The sequence below is a fragment of the Paenibacillus sp. alder61 genome (genome assembly GCF_020179875.1).
In the GTDB taxonomy this organism is placed as follows: Bacteria; Bacillota; Bacilli; order Paenibacillales; family Paenibacillaceae; genus Fontibacillus; species Fontibacillus faecis.
In genome coordinates this window covers 30,382-47,455 of record NZ_JAIUDG010000018.1, presented here as the reverse complement: position 1 = coordinate 47,455, position 17,074 = coordinate 30,382, and the positions used below count along the sequence as shown (strand labels likewise).

At 54.8% G+C, this 17,074-nt stretch carries 13 protein-coding genes; all 13 read left to right on the top strand.

Going from position 1 to position 17,074, the window contains the following annotated elements:
- The first annotated feature begins 9 nt into the window (after positions 1–9).
- The 13 genes from dapF (at position 10) to LBW89_RS18755 (ending at position 16,855) form a co-directional block, all read left to right on the top strand.
- Positions 10–846 (top strand): diaminopimelate epimerase, encoded by an 837-nt coding sequence (gene dapF / locus LBW89_RS18815; RefSeq protein WP_148451709.1) that lies wholly within the window; start codon positions 10–12, stop codon positions 844–846.
- Between the two features lie 208 nt (positions 847–1,054).
- The gene (locus tag LBW89_RS18810; RefSeq protein WP_225039874.1) at positions 1,055–2,944 is read left to right on the top strand and encodes a bifunctional homocysteine S-methyltransferase/methylenetetrahydrofolate reductase; all 1,890 of its coding nucleotides are present in this window, start codon (positions 1,055–1,057) and stop codon (positions 2,942–2,944) included.
- A 35-nt stretch (positions 2,945–2,979) separates the two neighbouring features.
- Positions 2,980–3,867 (top strand): YicC/YloC family endoribonuclease, encoded by an 888-nt coding sequence (locus tag LBW89_RS18805; protein ID WP_225039872.1) that lies wholly within the window; start codon positions 2,980–2,982, stop codon positions 3,865–3,867.
- A 50-nt stretch (positions 3,868–3,917) separates the two neighbouring features.
- Positions 3,918–4,178 carry an extracellular matrix/biofilm regulator RemA gene (gene remA, locus LBW89_RS18800; RefSeq protein ID WP_044479181.1) on the top strand — a complete coding sequence of 87 codons (261 nt, stop codon included), beginning with the start codon at positions 3,918–3,920 and terminating at the stop codon, positions 4,176–4,178.
- Between the two features lie 13 nt (positions 4,179–4,191).
- Positions 4,192–4,791 (top strand): guanylate kinase, encoded by a 600-nt coding sequence (gene gmk / locus LBW89_RS18795; protein ID WP_148451712.1) that lies wholly within the window; start codon positions 4,192–4,194, stop codon positions 4,789–4,791.
- Positions 4,792–4,816: 25 nt separating this feature from the next.
- A complete protein-coding gene (gene rpoZ, locus LBW89_RS18790; protein WP_148451713.1) occupies positions 4,817–5,041 on the top strand; it encodes a DNA-directed RNA polymerase subunit omega in 225 nt (74 codons plus the stop codon).
- A gap of 118 nt (positions 5,042–5,159) precedes the next feature.
- The gene (coaBC, locus tag LBW89_RS18785) at positions 5,160–6,380 is read left to right on the top strand and encodes a bifunctional phosphopantothenoylcysteine decarboxylase/phosphopantothenate--cysteine ligase CoaBC (protein WP_225039870.1); all 1,221 of its coding nucleotides are present in this window, start codon (positions 5,160–5,162) and stop codon (positions 6,378–6,380) included.
- On the top strand, positions 6,377–8,929 hold the full coding sequence (gene priA, locus LBW89_RS18780) for a primosomal protein N' (protein WP_225039868.1): 2,553 nt from the start codon (positions 6,377–6,379) through the stop codon (positions 8,927–8,929). The genes coaBC and priA overlap by 4 nt, the downstream gene beginning before the upstream one ends.
- A gap of 68 nt (positions 8,930–8,997) precedes the next feature.
- Complete coding sequence (def, locus tag LBW89_RS18775; protein ID WP_225039865.1) at positions 8,998–9,480, top strand: peptide deformylase; 483 nt, start codon at positions 8,998–9,000, stop codon at positions 9,478–9,480.
- Positions 9,481–9,488: 8 nt separating this feature from the next.
- The gene (fmt, locus tag LBW89_RS18770; protein ID WP_225039863.1) at positions 9,489–10,430 is read left to right on the top strand and encodes a methionyl-tRNA formyltransferase; all 942 of its coding nucleotides are present in this window, start codon (positions 9,489–9,491) and stop codon (positions 10,428–10,430) included.
- On the top strand, positions 10,427–11,827 hold the full coding sequence (gene rsmB, locus LBW89_RS18765) for a 16S rRNA (cytosine(967)-C(5))-methyltransferase RsmB (protein ID WP_225039862.1): 1,401 nt from the start codon (positions 10,427–10,429) through the stop codon (positions 11,825–11,827). Before fmt ends, rsmB begins: the two co-directional genes overlap by 4 nt.
- An 811-nt stretch (positions 11,828–12,638) precedes the next feature.
- Complete coding sequence (locus tag LBW89_RS18760; RefSeq protein WP_225039860.1) at positions 12,639–13,604, top strand: copper amine oxidase N-terminal domain-containing protein; 966 nt, start codon at positions 12,639–12,641, stop codon at positions 13,602–13,604.
- A complete protein-coding gene (locus LBW89_RS18755) occupies positions 13,601–16,855 on the top strand; it encodes a DUF5704 domain-containing protein (protein ID WP_318249410.1) in 3,255 nt (1,084 codons plus the stop codon). The genes LBW89_RS18760 and LBW89_RS18755 overlap by 4 nt, the downstream gene beginning before the upstream one ends.
- Positions 16,856–17,074: the final 219 nt, after the last annotated feature.

Here is a 17,074-nt window from a genome sequence, read left to right as displayed (position 1 = left end):
GAAGAAAATATGGAATTTACTAAAATGCATGGACTCGGCAATGATTTTCTCGTTTTTTACGGAGAAGAAGACCTCCCGGAACGGGTTTCGGAGTTGGCGATCGCGTGGTGCAACCGGTATTTTGGCGTCGGAGGGGACGGGCTGGTTTTTATCCTGCCTTCGGAGAAAGCGGATTTCCGCATGCGGATTATCAATTCTGACGGCACTGAGGCCGAACAATGCGGCAATGCCATCCGCTGTGTGTCCAAATACGTATATGACCACGGCTACACGGATAAAGACCGGATTACTATCGAAACGCTGGGCGCCGGGGTGCAGCGGGTTTCTTTGCAAATCGAGGACGGGGTTGTCCGGACCGTCCGGGTGGACATGGGCGAGCCGATTCTGGACGGTTTGGCCGTACCGACCACTTTGGAAGGGAATCCGGTGCTGGCCAGGCCGATTGAAGCGGATGGGCGCCGATTCGAGTTTACGGCCGTCTCCATGGGTAATCCGCACTGCGTCATCTACGTGGACGATGCTCCCAATTTCGACCTGGGCGTCTGGGGGCCGAAGCTGGAGGTGCATCCTTATTTTCCGCGAAAAATCAATGTGGAATTCGCTACCGTCACCTCGCGCGAACGGGTGGAAATGCGCGTATGGGAACGCGGCGCGGGACCGACCTTGGCGTGCGGAACCGGGGCCTGCGCGACACTGGTCTCCTCCGTTCTGAACGGGTTGACGGACCGTGCCGCCTGGATCGGCCTGAAAGGCGGGGATTTGTTTATCGAATGGGATGAACAGGATAACCACGTGTATATGACAGGGCCGGCGGAGACCGTATATAAAGGGAACATTGAGATTTAGGAATCAAGAAACGGGCGGCCAGAGGCCGTCCGTTTTTTTGAGCGATTGGGCCCGGCTTTTGAGCCGGTTATTGTCCGGCGGTAAAATCATTTGTCGGACGGAATTCTTATCAATCCGGTGGATTTATGATACATTAGAATGAAATTATGCACAGTAAGGGCCGCGAACCGGCATTTATAATAACATTACAGGCTTTGGAGGTACGGGGATGAAACCTGATTTGCGCGAAAGATGGGAAAACGGAGTCATTGTTGGGGACGGTGCCATGGGTACTTATTTGTACAATTTCGGTTTTCCCGTGGGCATTTCCTACGAGGAGCTGAATCTGCTTCAGCCGGAAGTCATCGGAGACGTCCATCGCCGGTATATCGACGCGGGGGCCGAGATGCTGGAGACGAACAGTTTTTCCGCCAACTATTATAAGCTGTCCAAATTCGGGTTGGAATCCCAGGTCGAGGAAATTAACCGCGCCGCGGTCCGCATCGCCAAAAAGGCGTCGGCCGGGCGCGCTTACGTGGCGGGAGCGGTCGGTTCGATTCGGGGCGGGAAGCGCGTCAACGTGACCGATCAGGAGCTTACCCGGTACTACGAGCAGCAAATGGCCGCTTTGCTTAACGAGGAAGTGGACGCGATTTTGCTGGAGACTTTTTACGATCTAGGAGAAATGCGTATTGCTCTGGGCCGGGCGCGGCATTTAACGGATGTTCCGGTCATCTGCCAGTTTGCGGTTGACCAGGTTGGCCGCACATTGGACGGCTATACGATTTCGGACGCCTTCGGCATGCTGCTGGGGGAAGGAGCCGATGTGCTCGGCTTCAACTGCCATTCGGGGCCAAAGGGAATCATGAGCGTGATGTCCCGGCTGGGCGGGCCGCTGAATGTGCCGCTCTCGGTTTTCCCCAACGCGGGGTTGGCCGATTATGTCGATGGAGAATATATATATGGGGCGACGCCGGAGTATTTCGGCGAATGTTCCACCGCTTTTGCGGATTTGGGAGCCCGTTTGATCGGCGGCTGCTGCGGAACGACGCCAGAGCATATCGCCGCGACGGTACAGGCGCTGGCGGCCTACCAGGCTGCCCCGCTGCGGGAAGGCAAGCCGCTGCCTAAGCCGAGCGAAACGGCCGTGTTGACCAGGTCGGCGGAGGGTACCGCGAACGATTCCTCCGGCAACGGAAGGATACCGGCCATCACGGAACTTGTGAAGGAGCGTCATACCGTCATCGTCGAGCTGGATCCCCCGCGGGATTTGGATATCGGCAAATTTATGGAAGGCGCCGCCGCTTTAAAGGAAGCTGGGGTGGACGCGCTGACGCTGGCCGACAACTCGCTGGCCGTTACGCGGATGAGCAATATGGCGCTCGGACACCTGGTGCAAGCCGAACTCGGTCTAAGGCCGCTGATTCATATCGCCTGCCGGGACCGCAATCTGATCGGAACGCAGTCGCATATGATGGGCTTCGATGCCCTTGGCATCGACCACGTGCTGGCGGTGACGGGAGATCCGGCCAGGTTCGGGGATCTGCCGGGAGCCAGTTCCGTGTACGACATGACCTCCTTCGAAATTATCCGCATGATCAAACAGCTGAACGAGGGCGTGGCTTTTTCGGGCAAGCCGTTGAAACAAAAGGCGAAATTCGTGGTCGGCGCGGCTTTCAATCCGAACGTCAAACATCTCCACAAGGCGGTCGAGCGCCTGGAGAAGAAGATCGCGTCGGGCGCCGATTACATTATGACTCAGCCGGTTTACGATCCCGAGCTGATCGTGGCGATCAGAAAGGCGACGGCCCATCTGGATATTCCGATCTTTATCGGGATCATGCCGCTGGCCAGCGGAAAGAACGCCGAGTATCTCCATAATGAAGTACCGGGCATTCAGTTGTCGGAGGAGGTCCGCCGCCGCATGGACGGGCTTCAGGGCGCCGAAGGTCGGGCCGTGGGCGTGGAGATCGCCAAGGAATTGCTCGATATCGCCATGGAGCATTTCAACGGCATTTATTTAATGACTCCGTTTATGTTTTATGAGATGAATGTGGCCTTAACCCGCTACGTCCTCGAGAAATCGAAACCGAAGGCGGCCCACTTGTCTCGTTCATAATTATCAATTACAATAGGATAACGGATGTGATGCCTATGTCTCACAGTATGACAGGATACGGCAGCGCCGCCAGAGTCTTCGGCGGATATATGATTCAGTTTGAGATAAAGTCCGTCAACCACCGCTACTCCGAAATCGTGCTCCGGTTGCCGAGGGAATGGACTTGCTATGAGGATAGCCTTCGACGGCGGATCCAGCGCGATGTCAAGCGGGGACGGGTTGATGTATATATCAGCAAGGAGCGGGATGACGAAAGCTCCCTTCCTTTTGTACTGAATTCAGGCAGGGTGGAAGCTTACTTGCGGGCGGCGGAGGAGCTGCATACGAAGTACGGATTGGAAGCCTCTCTCAGTGCGAAAGATTTGCTCGCGCTGCCCGACGTTTTAGTCCCGCCCGATCCGCTTGGTGAAGGGGACTTTACCGGCGAAGCCTGGGAAGACGTCCTTCATGGCGGTCTGGAAGAAGCGCTGGGCGGGCTGCTGGATATGCGCAGTAAGGAAGGCCGGCATCTTGCGGCCGACCTGGAGCAGCGGCTTGCCAGGCTGGAAGAGCTGCACGCCGAGCTCAAAACTTATGCGCCTCAGGTCGTGAGCGATTACCGGACCAAACTCAAAGGGCGTTTAACCGAGCTGGTCGAGGGCGCTTTTGACGAGCAGCGCTTCGCCATGGAGATCGCCGTTTTTGCGGACCGGTCCAATATCGACGAAGAGCTCACCCGCTTGGGCAGTCATTTCGAACAGTGCCGGACCCTGCTCCGTTCCACCGAACCGGTGGGGCGCAAGCTGGATTTTTTGATACAGGAAATGAACCGGGAAACGAATACGATTGGATCGAAAGCCAATCATTTGGCTCTGGTCAACCGTGTCGTTGAAATGAAAGCGGAACTGGAGAAAATTCGCGAGCAAGCCGCGAATCTCGAATAACGTCGCATTTGACACTGGTGAGTCAAGTAAAATAGGGGGAAATACCTTAGATGGCAATTAAACTTATTAACATCGGCTTCGGAAACATCGTATCCGCCAATCGGATCATTTCCATTGTGAGTCCGGAATCGGCTCCCATCAAGCGGATTATCCAAGAGGCAAGGGATCGTCATATGCTGATTGACGCTACCTACGGGCGCCGCACGCGTGCGGTCATTATAACCGACAGCGACCATGTCATCCTGTCGGCGGTTCAGCCGGAAACGGTAGCGCACCGCCTGTCCGCGAAAGATGACGACAACGACGAATAAAATGGAGAGAAAAATGGCTAAAGGGTTACTCATTGTACTATCGGGACCTTCGGGTGTAGGCAAAGGAACAGTATGCACCGAGCTGCGGCGCCGCATGCCCGAGCTCGTCTATTCCGTTTCGGCGACGACGCGGGGACCTCGCCTCGGCGAGGAGAACGGTGTGAATTACTTTTTTAAGACCCGCGAGCAGTTCCTGGAGATGATCGAGAAGGATCAACTGCTGGAGCATGCGGAATATGTGGGCAATTTCTATGGTACTCCTCGCGACTTCGTCGAGCAGACGCTTGAGAGCGGCAAGGATATCATTCTTGAAATCGAAGTTCAGGGCGCGCTCAAGGTAAAGGAGAAGTTTCCGGAGGGCGTTTTCGTGTTCCTGCTTCCGCCTTCGCTTGACGAGCTGAAGGGGCGGATCCAAGGACGCGGGACCGAGAGCCAGGCGACGATCGATCACCGGCTGTCCGTGGCGGCTTACGAAATCGGCTTGTTGGAGAAGTACGACTACGCCGTCGTCAACGATGAAATCGATCTGGCTTGCAAAAGAATAGAATCCATTATCGTTGCCGAACATTGTAAGGTTAAGAACAAGGCGAAAGAATTGCAATTAGGCATTTGAGTCCAAAAGAAGAGGTGTTTTCCTAATGCTGTATCCATCGATTGATAAGATGCTCGGAAAAGTCGGCAGCAAATACTCGCTGGTCGTAGCGGCATCCCGCAGAGCGAGATTGCTGAGAGAAGGGGCCAAGAGCGAGCTGAAACAGCCGAAATCGCACAAGCAGGTCGGCGTTGCTCTGGAGGAGATTTACGGCGATTACGTACGGTTGAAACAAGAAACTCCGACGACGGAACCGGACGAAAATAAATAGATTTTCTGGACCTCGTGGGTCGAGGCATAAAATAACAACCTCTTCAGGACAACCGCGAGGTTGTTATTTTTTTCGTTCGGATGAACTTTAAGTCTTGGGAGAAAGCGGGGGAAGGACATTGTTAAAAGGAAAGAAGGTTCTGCTTGGCGTTACCGGAGGGATCGCTGCTTTCAAGGCCGCTTCGCTGTGCAGCAAACTTGTGCAGCAGGGGGCGGAAGTCCAGGTGATCATGACGGAGTCCGCGACGAAATTCGTGACCGAACTGACGCTCCAGGCATTGTCTAAACATCCGGTCTATACCGATACATTTGATGAAAAAGATTCGGGCGCCATCGCGCACATCGCTCTGGCCGATTGGGCGGATCTGGTGCTGGTCGCGCCGGCTACAGCCAACATTATCGCCAAAATGGCCGCCGGGCTGGCCGACGATATGCTGTCCACGACCCTGCTGGCCACGGAGGCGCCGATTATGCTGGCTCCGGCGATGAATATCCATATGTACGCGCACCCGGCCGTTACGCGCAATTTGGCCGAGCTTGCCGCGCGCGGAGTTCTGTTGGTTGAGCCCGGAGAGGGCCTGCTGGCTTGCGGTTATACGGGGAAAGGACGGATGGAGGAGCCGGAGACGATCGTCGACGTGGTGAAGCAGTTCTTTGCGCGTCAGGAGCAGCGGACGGCCCTCCCTCTTGCCGGTAAAAAGGTCGTCGTGACCGCGGGGGGGACGATCGAACGGATCGATCCGGTTCGCTACATCTCGAACGACTCGTCGGGAAAAATGGGTTATGCGCTGGCCAAAGCCGCTGCGGAACTCGGCGCGGAGGTTACGCTGATCGCCGCCAACACGCGGCTCGCGCCGCCGGCGGGCGTTCGGGTCTTGTCCGTGGAGTCGGCCCGGGAAATGTACGAAGCGGCGCTCGGCGAGTGGAGCGATACGGATATTTTGGTCAAAGCGGCGGCGGTTGCGGATTACCGGCCCAAAACGCCGGCGGATCGCAAACTTAAAAAGACCGGCGAAACCATGACGCTGGAGCTGGTTAAAAACATCGATATTTTGGAGACGCTGGGTAAGCAAAAGACCAGGCAGTTCCTCATCGGCTTTGCCGCCGAAACGAACGATGTGGAACAGTACGCGATGGACAAGCTTCGGCGAAAAAATTGCGACCTGCTGGTTGCCAACGACGTGACCCGGGAAGGGGCGGGATTCGGGGTCGACACCAATGTCGCAAGCGTCTACGACGCAAACGGGCTTGTGACCTCGTTTCCGCTGCTATCCAAGGAGGAGCTTGGCCTCCGCATTATGGAACTGGCGGCTTCCAGGCTGGCTGGAGCCGCGAAATGAGTTACCGTATAGCGAAAGTGATTGTCGATGTGCCGAGCCGGGAAACCGATCGGCCTTTTGATTATTTGATTCCGGCCGCGATGCAGGGCTGGATCGAAGTCGGAAGCCGGGTCGGCGTTCCTTTTGGACGGCGGACGGTACAGGGGTTCGTGTTATCGCTGCATGAGGACACGGAGATGGACCCGAAGCGCCTGAAGCCGATCCAGGAGCTGCTCGATCTGATGCCGCCGCTGCCGCAGGATCTCGTGAAGCTGGCCGAATGGATGAGCCGCAAGTATGCCTGCAGCATGATTTCCGCTTTGCAGGCCATGATACCGGCGGCGCTGAAAGGCAAGGCGGAGCGGTACGTCACCGTCCCGGAAACGGACGGCAACCAGGACGAGCCGGCTTTCCCCGGGGAGAACGGCGGGCTTTCGAGTCCTGTGCTTCCTGTGCTGCTCACCGGGGAGGAGGAAGAGATTCTCGCTTACGTGAAGGCTTCGGGCCAGGTAACGATGGAGCATTTAAGCAAGCGTTATCCCGGCAGAGCCGGTGAGATCAAGGGTTTGATCGGGCGGGGCCTGCTGTCTGAAACTCAAATGATCAAGGACAAGGTGCGTAAAAAAATGATCAAAACCGTCGCCGCGGCCGTTTCGGGAGAGGCTGCGGAGGCTGCGCTCGCTTCCTTCAGCGGGCAAGCCCGGCGCCAGAAGGAAGTGCTTGAATTCTTGCTTGAAGTCGGCGCTCCGCTATCGCTTCAAGAAGTGCTCCAAACCTTGCGGGTTACCGCCGGGACCGTGCAAAAACTGGCGGAAAAGGGCTACGCGGTGATCGAAGAAACGGAAGTGTTCCGCGATCCTTACAAGAACCGCCGTTTTCAAGGTTCGAAGCCGCTGCAGCGGACGCCCGAGCAGGATCAGGTTTACCGCAAGGTGACCGAAGCGTTGAGTGCGCGGAGCTATGGAGTGTTTCTGCTCCATGGCGTAACCGGCAGCGGTAAAACGGAGGTTTACCTGCAGACGATTGAGCGCTGCATCGCGCTCGGACGCCAGGCGATCGTCCTTGTGCCGGAAATATCGCTCACCCCGCAAATGGTGGAGCGCTTCAAGGGGCGGTTCGGCGGCAAGGTGGCGGTGATGCACAGCCGTTTGTCCACCGGAGAACGATACGATGAATGGCGGAAAATCCGCGAAGGCCGGGTTCAGGTGGCGATCGGTGCCCGTTCCGCCGTGTTTGCGCCTTTTGCCGACCTGGGGCTGATCGTGATGGACGAGGAGCATGAAACTTCCTACAAGCAGGAGGAAACGCCAAAATATCACGCCCGTGATGTGGCTGTGTACCGCGCGCGCCAGTATGGCGCCGCCGTCATCCTGGGCTCGGCCACGCCGTCGCTGGAAAGCTACCATGCGGCGCGTTCCCAGGCGGACGAGCTGTTCGCCCCGCTGCTGCTGGAGATGAGGCAGCGGCCCGCGGGGAGCCGGCTCCCCGGCGTGCATATCGTCGATATGCGCGAAGAACTGCGGGACGGCAACCGGTCGATGTTCAGCCGGGCGCTGCACGCGGGTATCGCCGCCCGGCTGGAACGGGGCGAGCAGACGGTGCTGTTCTTGAACCGCCGGGGCCACTCCACGTTCGTGATGTGCCGATCCTGCGGTTATGTGGCGGGCTGCCCGGAGTGCGATATTTCCCTGACTTACCATCAGAAGTCGAATAACCTCCGCTGCCATTATTGCGGTTATGCCGCACCCGCGCCTTCGATCTGTCCGGAATGCGGCAGCGAGCACATCCGGTACTTCGGCACCGGGACGCAGCGGGTCGAGGGCGAGCTGGCCAAGCTGTTTCCCGGCATCCGGGTCATCCGGATGGACGTGGACACGACGACGGAAAAGGGCTCGCACGAGAAGCTGCTGCAGGCCTTCCGCGAGAAAAAGGGAGACGTGCTGCTCGGCACGCAGATGGTCGCCAAAGGCCTCGACTTTCCGGAGGTGACGCTGGTCGGCGTTATTGCCGCGGATACGGCTCTGAACTTTCCCGATTTCCGGTCCGCGGAGAAGACGTTCCAGCTGCTGACGCAGGTGGCGGGACGCGCCGGGCGGCATCAGCTGCCCGGGGAGGTGTTTATTCAGACTTATATCCCGGATCATTACTCCATCGTGCATGCGAGCGCCCATGATTACGCTTCGTTCGTCCGCGAGGAGTTGAACCACCGGAAGGCGATGCATTATCCGCCGTACAGCCGGTTGATCCTTGTTACGCTGTCCCATGAAAAGCTGCCGGTGCTGCTGCGGATGGCCGAGAATTTTGCCGGCGATTTGCGGCATAAAGCCCAGCGGCTGGGGTGGTACGGCAATCTCGAACGGTTCGCGGCCGAGGCGCTTGACATTCTCGGTCCCGTCGCCTCGCCGATCCCGCGCATCAAGAACCGCTATCGGTTCCAATGCATGGTGAAATACCGCGGGGCGCTTGACGCGGTGCGTTTGGTCCGGGAGACGTCGGCGGAAACGCTCGACCAGCTGCGGGACGCGTCGCTCCAGATCAGTATTGACGTGGATCCGCAGATGCTGATGTAGAATTATCAAATCGGGCATATTTTTTATATGATAGAAGAAACAACTCGAGAGTTAGGATGGTGGACAGCATGGCTTTAAGAATTATCGTATTGGAACCCGATGAGGTGTTGCATCAGGTCGCCAAAGAAGTCAAAAAAATTACGCCGAACGTACAGAAATTGCTGACCGATATGGCCGAAACGATGTACAAAGCCGAGGGCGTCGGCTTGGCCGCTCCGCAAATCGGGATATTAAAACGGGTGATCGTGGTGGACGTCGGGGATGAGCACGGGTTAATCGAGCTGATTAACCCGGAGATCGTGTCCAAGGAAGGGGAACAATTCGGGCCCGAAGGCTGCCTGAGCATTCCGGGATACCGCGGGGATGTCCGCCGCGCTCAAACGGTGACCGTAAAGGGGCTTGACCGGAACGGCAAAGAAGTGACTTATACGGGATCCGATCTGCTTGCCCGGGCGTTTCAGCATGAGATCGACCATTTGAACGGCGTGCTGTATACGGATATCGCCGAGCGAGTCTATGAAATTACCCCCGAGGGGGAAGAGAAGGAGTGACTTCTTCCGTGAATATTGTATTTATGGGAACTCCCGCGTTTGCGGTTCCCTCGTTGGAGGCGCTGCTGAAGGAGGGATACCGTGTAGTGGGGGTAGTTACCCAGCCGGATCGTCCGCAAGGTCGAAAAAAAGTGCTGACCCCCACACCGGTCAAAGAGGCGGCGCTTCGGCACGGCCTCCCCGTGATGCAGCCGCAGCGTCTGCGCGCTCCGGAAGCGGTCGAGGAGCTCGCCTCGCTGAAGCCCGACCTGATCGTTACGGCGGCTTACGGGCAGATTTTGCCCAAATCGGTTCTGGATCTGCCGAAGTATGGCTGTCTGAATGTGCATGGCTCGCTTTTGCCGAAATACCGCGGGGGGGCGCCGATTCAGCGTTCGATTATCAACGGCGAGAAGGAGACCGGGGTGACGCTGATGTATATGGCCGAGGGCCTGGACACCGGGGATATGATCGCCAAAACGGTTGTGCCGATTGAAGATGAGGATACGGCCGGAACGATCTTCGAGAAGCTGAGCGTGGTCGGGGCCGAGCTGCTGATCCGGCAGCTGCCGATGATCCTGGACGGAACGGCGGAGCGGATTCCGCAAAACGACGAAGAGTCCACCTATGCCCCGAACTTGACCCGGGAGGACGAAAAAATCGATTGGCATGCGACTTCCCGCGAGATTTTCAACCGGGTGCGCGGACTGGTGCCCTTTTCGGGCGGGTTTACGACCTGGAACGGCGAAGTCTTCAAGGTATGGGCGGTCGCGAAGCCTGGCGTGAGTTCGGTGGGCGCTCCCGGACAAGCTCCGGGGACGGTGCTTAATTTGTCTCCTGCCGGAATTGAAGTGCAGACGGGCGACGGCTCGGTGCTGCTCACCCGGGTTCAGCCCGCCGGCAAGAAGGCGATGGATGCTTCCGAGTTTATCCGCGGCGGCGTGATGAGTAAAGGGACGGTGCTCGGATGAGCGCGGCCGAAGGCGGAAATCGCGGAAAGGGCCGGGGAAAGGCCGGCGGCGCTTCGGCTCGGGATACGGCGCTTCAGGTTTTAACGGCGGTGGAACAGGAAGGAGCATACAGCAATCTGCTTCTTAACGGCGCGATTCAAAAGTCGGGCCTCACCGGCGCGGACGTGGGTCTGGCTACGGAACTCGTCTACGGGACGATTTCCCGGTTGAACACGATCGATTATTTTTTGGCATCGTTTGTTACCAAGGGACTGGCCAAGCTGCAGCCGTGGGTTCGCAACTTGCTCCGGCTCAGTTTCTACCAGATTTATTATTTGGACCGGATCCCTCCGCATGCGGCCGTGAACGAGGCGGTGAACATCGCCAAGCGCCGCGGGCATCAGGGAATCTCCGGGATGGTGAACGGCGTGCTGCGGAATGTGCTGCGGCGCAAAAGCGAGTTGACGCTGCCGAAGGATCTGCCTCCGGTGGAAAGGATCGCCCTGGAGCACTCCCATCCGGAATGGCTTGTCGCCCGGTGGGTGGAACAATACGGAGAAGCTGCGGCGGAGGCGATCTGCCGGGCCAACAATGAGGCTCCCGCGGTCAGCGTCCGGGTCAACCGGGCCAGAATCAGCCGGGAGGCGCTGCTGGAACGGATGCAGGAGGCGGGGGTCGAGGCGGTTCCCTCCGGGCTGTCGCCGGACGGCATCCTCGTCCGCAGCGGAGGAAATATGGCACTGACCCCATGGTACCGGGAGGGCCTGCTGTCCGTTCAGGATGAAAGCTCCATGCTGGTGGGGCGGACGGTCCGGCCGGAGCCCGGCATGTCCGTGCTCGACTGCTGCGCCGCTCCGGGGGGCAAAACCTGCCACATGGCCGAGCTTATGGAGGGCAAAGGGGAGGTCGTCTCCAACGACATTCACCCCCACAAAGCCAAGCTGATCGAGGAGCATGCCCAGCGGCTCGGCCTCGGCAACGTGCGGACCGTGACCGGGGATGCGATGAAGCTCGCGGATCAGTTCGCTCCGGGGTCTTTTGACCGGCTACTGTTGGACGCTCCTTGCTCGGGTCTGGGAGTCATTCGCCGCAAGCCTGATTTGAAATGGGCGAAGACTCCCGGGGACATTAACGAGATTGCCGGCGTTCAGCGGCAGCTGCTCGATGCCGTCTGCGGGCTTGTCAAGCCCGGCGGCGTGCTGGTTTACAGCACCTGTACGATCGAAAAGGCGGAGAACGAGGACATGGTGCGGGGCTTCCTGGACCGTCATCCGGAATTCGTACTGGACGAAGAGCAGCCGGACGGGGGACGAGCTTTAGCAGGAGCGGAAGCCCGCAGCTCCGTGGGCCTGCAAATTTTGCCGCAGGATGCGCATTCGGACGGTTTTTACATCGCGCGGTTGGTGAAGCGCCATTAAGATGGCGTGAATACGAGCGTGATCTGATTGTATTGTCCGCTTGTTAACGGGGGAAATCCCCCCTGTTAAGTTAACGGTTTTTCCTTTCGGGATAAACATGTTAAGCGTGTTTAGCATGCTCAGACTCGTACAACTCGAGGCCAACAGATTATTTTTTTGGCTGGGCGGTTCTATCCATTGAAAGCCGGACAGAGGGAGAAGGGAAATAAAGGCCTTTTGCGGCGCTATTTTGTCGAATTTGGCTTGCCGGTGTGAAATAGCGGCATTTTGGGGCCTTATTTTTGGAAAAAACGGGCCAACCCCCGATTTCGGTGCCCTCAACAGGAAAATAAGGCCTTTTTTGACCGCTATTTCCCCCTTGAAGCCAAATTGGGCCGAAATAGCGGCCTTTTTGGCCGCTATTTCCGCGGGCGGTTATGCGAGGCGCCGGGTCAGCCCGCTTTGCCGAGGCGAAAAAGTCTTAAATGCGCAGCATCTGTAGGGTTGGTGGCAACGTCTGTGATTTTACGTAACATTGCTAAAAGCACCTGCAGATTTGCATCTTTTGGAGTTGAACATGTGACTGCTCTCGGATTGCAAAAGTTTCTACGGATGGGGATGTTCTGTTCTCAGGAGTAGTTCGATGGAACTAGCCATTTACGGCACGTAAGGGTTGGTATATAATGGAATTGGTGAAGCACACCTTTAGAATCGCAATGCGATACATAAAGGTGTGTTTTTTATTTTTCTCAGATTCCCTTTTATTTTCAAATGTGTAACATTCAAGGGGGGTGGTAGTGGTGTGATTTATTAATGCGCAAATGAGATCGAAATGAACGAAAAGGTGGGGGATATGTTGAAGATGCGAAGAATGTTTAAATGGTTCATCTGTTTTTCTTTGGTATATTCGCTTAATGAGAGTTACATGACTCAAATTGTCAGTGGAGCGAAGCCAATTGTCGGAGGTCCCCAATTAGCAGTTTTGGTAAATGGTAAAAAGGTTGTTTTTCATGGTGGTGACCCTATATCGGAAAATGATCGAGTCCTGGTTCCACTTCGTGGAATAGGAGAGGAGCTTGGGGCAAAGGTTGAGTTTAAGGAAAACACTATCCTTTATGAAAAGGAAGATAGAAAAATTAAATTTGAATTAGGTAGCAAGATCGCGTCCATTAATAGTGCTATGGTAACAATGGAATCACAGGCAAGAGCTATTAAGGGGCGCATTTATGTACCCCTTCGTTTTATAAGTGAGTATTTAGGAGAAAATGTGCTTTGGGATCCTATCGGTAATTGGGTCTGGGTTGGTGACAGAGTAATTCCTAGATTGGAAGACGTAGTAAAGAAAGAGCCACTAGAGCCATACAAGAAGTATTTTCAAAATTTTGATGTTTTACTGAAAGATGTTGAAGGAACCGAATATTCTGATGCCAGAGTTATTACATATTTTCAATTGCCCTTAAAAATAAATGATACATTAACTATTTATGACATATGGCCGATCAAACAAGGGGATGTTGAGGGGATACAAATTCGTGCTTCCTTTAATGGTTTTACTACGTACTTGTTGAGTGAGAACTCACAGCCAAGGCAAAGGCAAGAACGTAAGGGGCTATTAATTAAGAACCAAGATGGAACCACAACTTCGAGTTATCCTATTGTAAATGGTAATGACATGTTTAATGATCCAAATTACAAGAACTACAAACTGCAAGATGTTGAGTATATTTATTTACGGGAGCCTGTAGATTCGATTGTAATGATTAAATGCCCTTTTGTGTATAAGGAGATAATTTCATGAGGGTTCGCTTTATATTTTCTTTCTTGTTAGTCTTAATTTTTATCCTACTTGTTTCACACTTCTATCCAAACCAAATTGAGTCTAGTAGTCTGCCTGTTACACAGGATACTACAAATCCCAATGTTTATTACTTTGTAGCATTATTCTCATATGATATATGGCACGGAACTACTTGGACTAAAGAAGGAAAACCCGGTGACTTTGTGAGAATATCTTTTGACTATTCATTTGATTTTCCTAATAGAAGGATAAAGAAAGTTGAAGTCAGGGGCTTTCATAATCCCATTGATTGGAGTAATGGTGAAAACATTTGGAATACATCCAGATATACTTCCGCTAATCCTGATTTTTTATGGGGGAGAGTTGCCGATTATATAAGTACTAGTTTTTCATCATCCTTAAACGGAACTGTAAATGGATTGGGAACTAGCACTGTAAATTTTCGGGTTAATGTTAACGGTTCATTGACTACAACTTTGAGCGGGAATATTTCAAAGGATGTTTCTAATGAATCTCCGGCGGAACTGGGGCCTGGAGTTGTCGGGTATAGATATTATTTTCCAACTATGTTGACGATTGAACTGGAACCACAGCAGGGTAATGCAGTGATAAAACATTTTACTACTACCGGCCAATCTCTTGATGGAGTAGATGGCTTTCGAGATCGAAACGAGAAGCTAGTTAAAGATCAGCGCTACCAATACTTCCATAGTCCTGAAACATTAGATTATAAGTATGAAGGATATAAAAAGAGCACAGTCTCAGTACCCTCTGGTGGGGCTATAAGTAAAGGCGATCCTCAGCAATTTATTTATGACGGAAGTTTCCCGACATACTATATCTATTTCTACTACACTCCTAATGGTCTCCCCCCATCGGGCGGCTGTACGGTTCCCGCCCCCGGAAAAGTTATAGAATCCCCTCTGAATTCACCGGATCCTTCCGGGGTAATTAAAGCGGATTCGCGCGGGAGCGAAGGGTTTGAGGTTTCCGACGGCATCCCGACGACGGAAAGTCTATATGGAAATGTGCGCGCCAAGGGCTATTTATCCCAAAACAGGTTTGTCGAGATGAGCGGGAAATGCACTTTCCCCGTTACGGTCAACCGGACGTACCAGCTTTCTTGGGACCCGGGGAAAACGGTGACCAGGCCGGACGGATCCACGTACACCGCCCCGGATCCGCAGTCGGATACCGAAGAGAGGTCTTACGATTATACGATTGAGAGGCCTTATTCCTTTTGGGTTATCGACAATCTGGAGGTCTATGAGATCAGCGAGGCCGCGCTTTGGAATTACGCTTTTGAAGGAGGCGGCATTCGAATCCGGCCTACGGGATATCAACCTCCCGGCTTTGCCACCTCTAAAACCGGCGGGTTCGAGGCTCCCACCCCGCCTGACAGCGTGGAGGCCCCGTCCAGGAGTATTTCGGGCGGCCGCTCTCGGCCCGGTGTACCGACGGAGAATCTGAAGTCCTATGCGGAGTCCGCCGTTCAGAAGGTGAAGGTGAGGAATGATTCGTTCTCTTTTAACGGCGGAACGATTATGAACGGATCTTCGACCGAACAGTCCGGTCCGACGCCGGGGAACATCCCCGAGGCCGCTCAAATCAACGAGAATGTGCTGTATTCCCCGGGCAACGTTATCCCGACGAGCAAAATCAACCGGGCGGATCAACCAAGTACCGGGGCGATTTATTACTCTCTGATGAGCGGCAACATCAACGGCGGAGCCGATGTGAACTATCCTATCTATGGAATCAACCCTGTGACGGTGCATACCCCTGTGGTGATGTATCCGGACGTTTCGGACGATCAGGCCCACAATCAGAAAACCAGTCCTGCGCGGGGGCGGTCCGCGGTTATTTTGGACAGGCCTTTTACGGTGGAGATGCCGAACCGCGGGCAGCACAACAACTATAAGAGATACGGTTACAATAATTACCTTAAATATATCGGGAGCAAACAGGTGCGCTTTCCCTTCGACGTTTACAATGCCGACCGAACGGTCTTTTATCCGAAAAACACCTGGATTGAGGTGGATAAGGCCCGGGAGTCTTTTTTGTTCGATCTGCCCGTTTGGGTGGATGAAGGATATTACGAGGTCGAATTCATGACGGTCGCCCACAACGCTCCGGGCGGGGCCACGCGTCAGAGGAACGCCAATTTGGACTTGAATCACCATATTGCTTATGCCGCTGTGCCGGTTGACGTGATCGGGCGAGTGTACGACTTTCGGGTCACGGACATTGCCGATTACAATTGGGAGTCGGTTTTTCGTACTTCTCCCGGCAGTTCATCGCCTACAGGGGCCGCCTATTGGGTTGGATTGAAGGGGATCGACGGGGATGAACGGGGAAACCGGGCGCCTTTTACGCTGCCTATCCGGCCGGGGAGCCATCCGCTTTACCGGAATGCGGTCGTCAAAACCGGATACCATTTTAAGTTTGATCTTAAGACGAAAGGGAATATGTTTGGGCTGCGGGATTCTATCCGGATTACGCCGTCGTTTTATTTTATCAGCGCCAAGGATGGAGCGAGGGTACCGGTGGATCTATACTACCATGCGGGCCGGCGAAGCTATGTTAAAATCGGGTCGGCCGGTGACCGGGTGCAGCGCTATGTGATTTTGAACGAGCGGCTGCGCCATGTTCCCGTCGAAGAACTGACCGATACGGCCTTGTATAAGTACGATCACGATTATTCGTTCGACCAGATCGCGGGGATTAGCAGAAGCCAATATGTGCACACCTATATCGAAAAAATAGCGCGCCAAAAAACGCCTGTCGGCCGGTTGAGTCTGCTGGAGTTAAATTCCCGGATTCGAACGTTCATCGGGCCCAAAGGCGGCATCCCTAGTGGGGTAAATCCGGCTAGGGCCAATGCCTCCATACAGAAATGGTATGGCGAATACAGCCTGCCCGCCGATGTTTATGCCGTCCCGGCGGGAACGAATGTCGCTGAATACGGGAGGACTCACAACGGGCTGACGGAGCGGTCGCCGATTTTTTTAAGGGATGGATATATCGTTGTCAACTTCCGGGTGGAGACGGTCCGAAACGGAGAATCGGGCACCCCGCACCTGCAATATGTGCATGCCCCGATGATGAATCAATGGTTTGACATGGAAGGCTTTGAGCGATGGGGAACGGATCCCTACGGCCGGAGGTTCACCTTCTTAGACGGGGATGTTGTGTTCTATGACGCCGGCCGTTCCAGCCGGGACGATTTTCGTTCTCTGGTTACGCATTAAAAGCCGGCGGAGACGGAAAATACAAGTGAACCTCTTGCCGAAGGGCAAGGTCGGGGTGAAGGTTTTGCGGCTGGGCACCCCGGCCTTTTTGCTCTTGTCGGGAAAGGAACCAGAGGGGCTGAAGCCTGGAAAAACGCATGCTCTTTAGTGTCATCGCGATCTATGCTAAAATAGGAAGAATGAGTAGGGCAAAACCCATATAAATTTAAACGAATAGGT

Bases quoted from the DNA above. Each gene is read 5' to 3' on its own strand.
- dapF (WP_148451709.1), top strand. From the start codon at position 10: ATGGAATTTACTAAAATGCATGGACTCGGCAATGATTTTCTCGTTTTT.
- LBW89_RS18810 (WP_225039874.1), top strand. From the start codon at position 1,055: ATGAAACCTGATTTGCGCGAAAGATGGGAAAACGGAGTCATTGTTGGG.
- LBW89_RS18805 (WP_225039872.1), top strand. From the start codon at position 2,980: ATGTCTCACAGTATGACAGGATACGGCAGCGCCGCCAGAGTCTTCGGC.
- remA (WP_044479181.1), top strand. From the start codon at position 3,918: ATGGCAATTAAACTTATTAACATCGGCTTCGGAAACATCGTATCCGCC.
- gmk (WP_148451712.1), top strand. From the start codon at position 4,192: ATGGCTAAAGGGTTACTCATTGTACTATCGGGACCTTCGGGTGTAGGC.
- rpoZ (WP_148451713.1), top strand. From the start codon at position 4,817: ATGCTGTATCCATCGATTGATAAGATGCTCGGAAAAGTCGGCAGCAAA.
- priA (WP_225039868.1), top strand. From the start codon at position 6,377: ATGAGTTACCGTATAGCGAAAGTGATTGTCGATGTGCCGAGCCGGGAA.
- def (WP_225039865.1), top strand. From the start codon at position 8,998: ATGGCTTTAAGAATTATCGTATTGGAACCCGATGAGGTGTTGCATCAG.
- rsmB (WP_225039862.1), top strand. From the start codon at position 10,427: ATGAGCGCGGCCGAAGGCGGAAATCGCGGAAAGGGCCGGGGAAAGGCC.
- LBW89_RS18760 (WP_225039860.1), top strand. From the start codon at position 12,639: ATGAACGAAAAGGTGGGGGATATGTTGAAGATGCGAAGAATGTTTAAA.
- LBW89_RS18755 (WP_318249410.1), top strand. From the start codon at position 13,601: ATGAGGGTTCGCTTTATATTTTCTTTCTTGTTAGTCTTAATTTTTATC.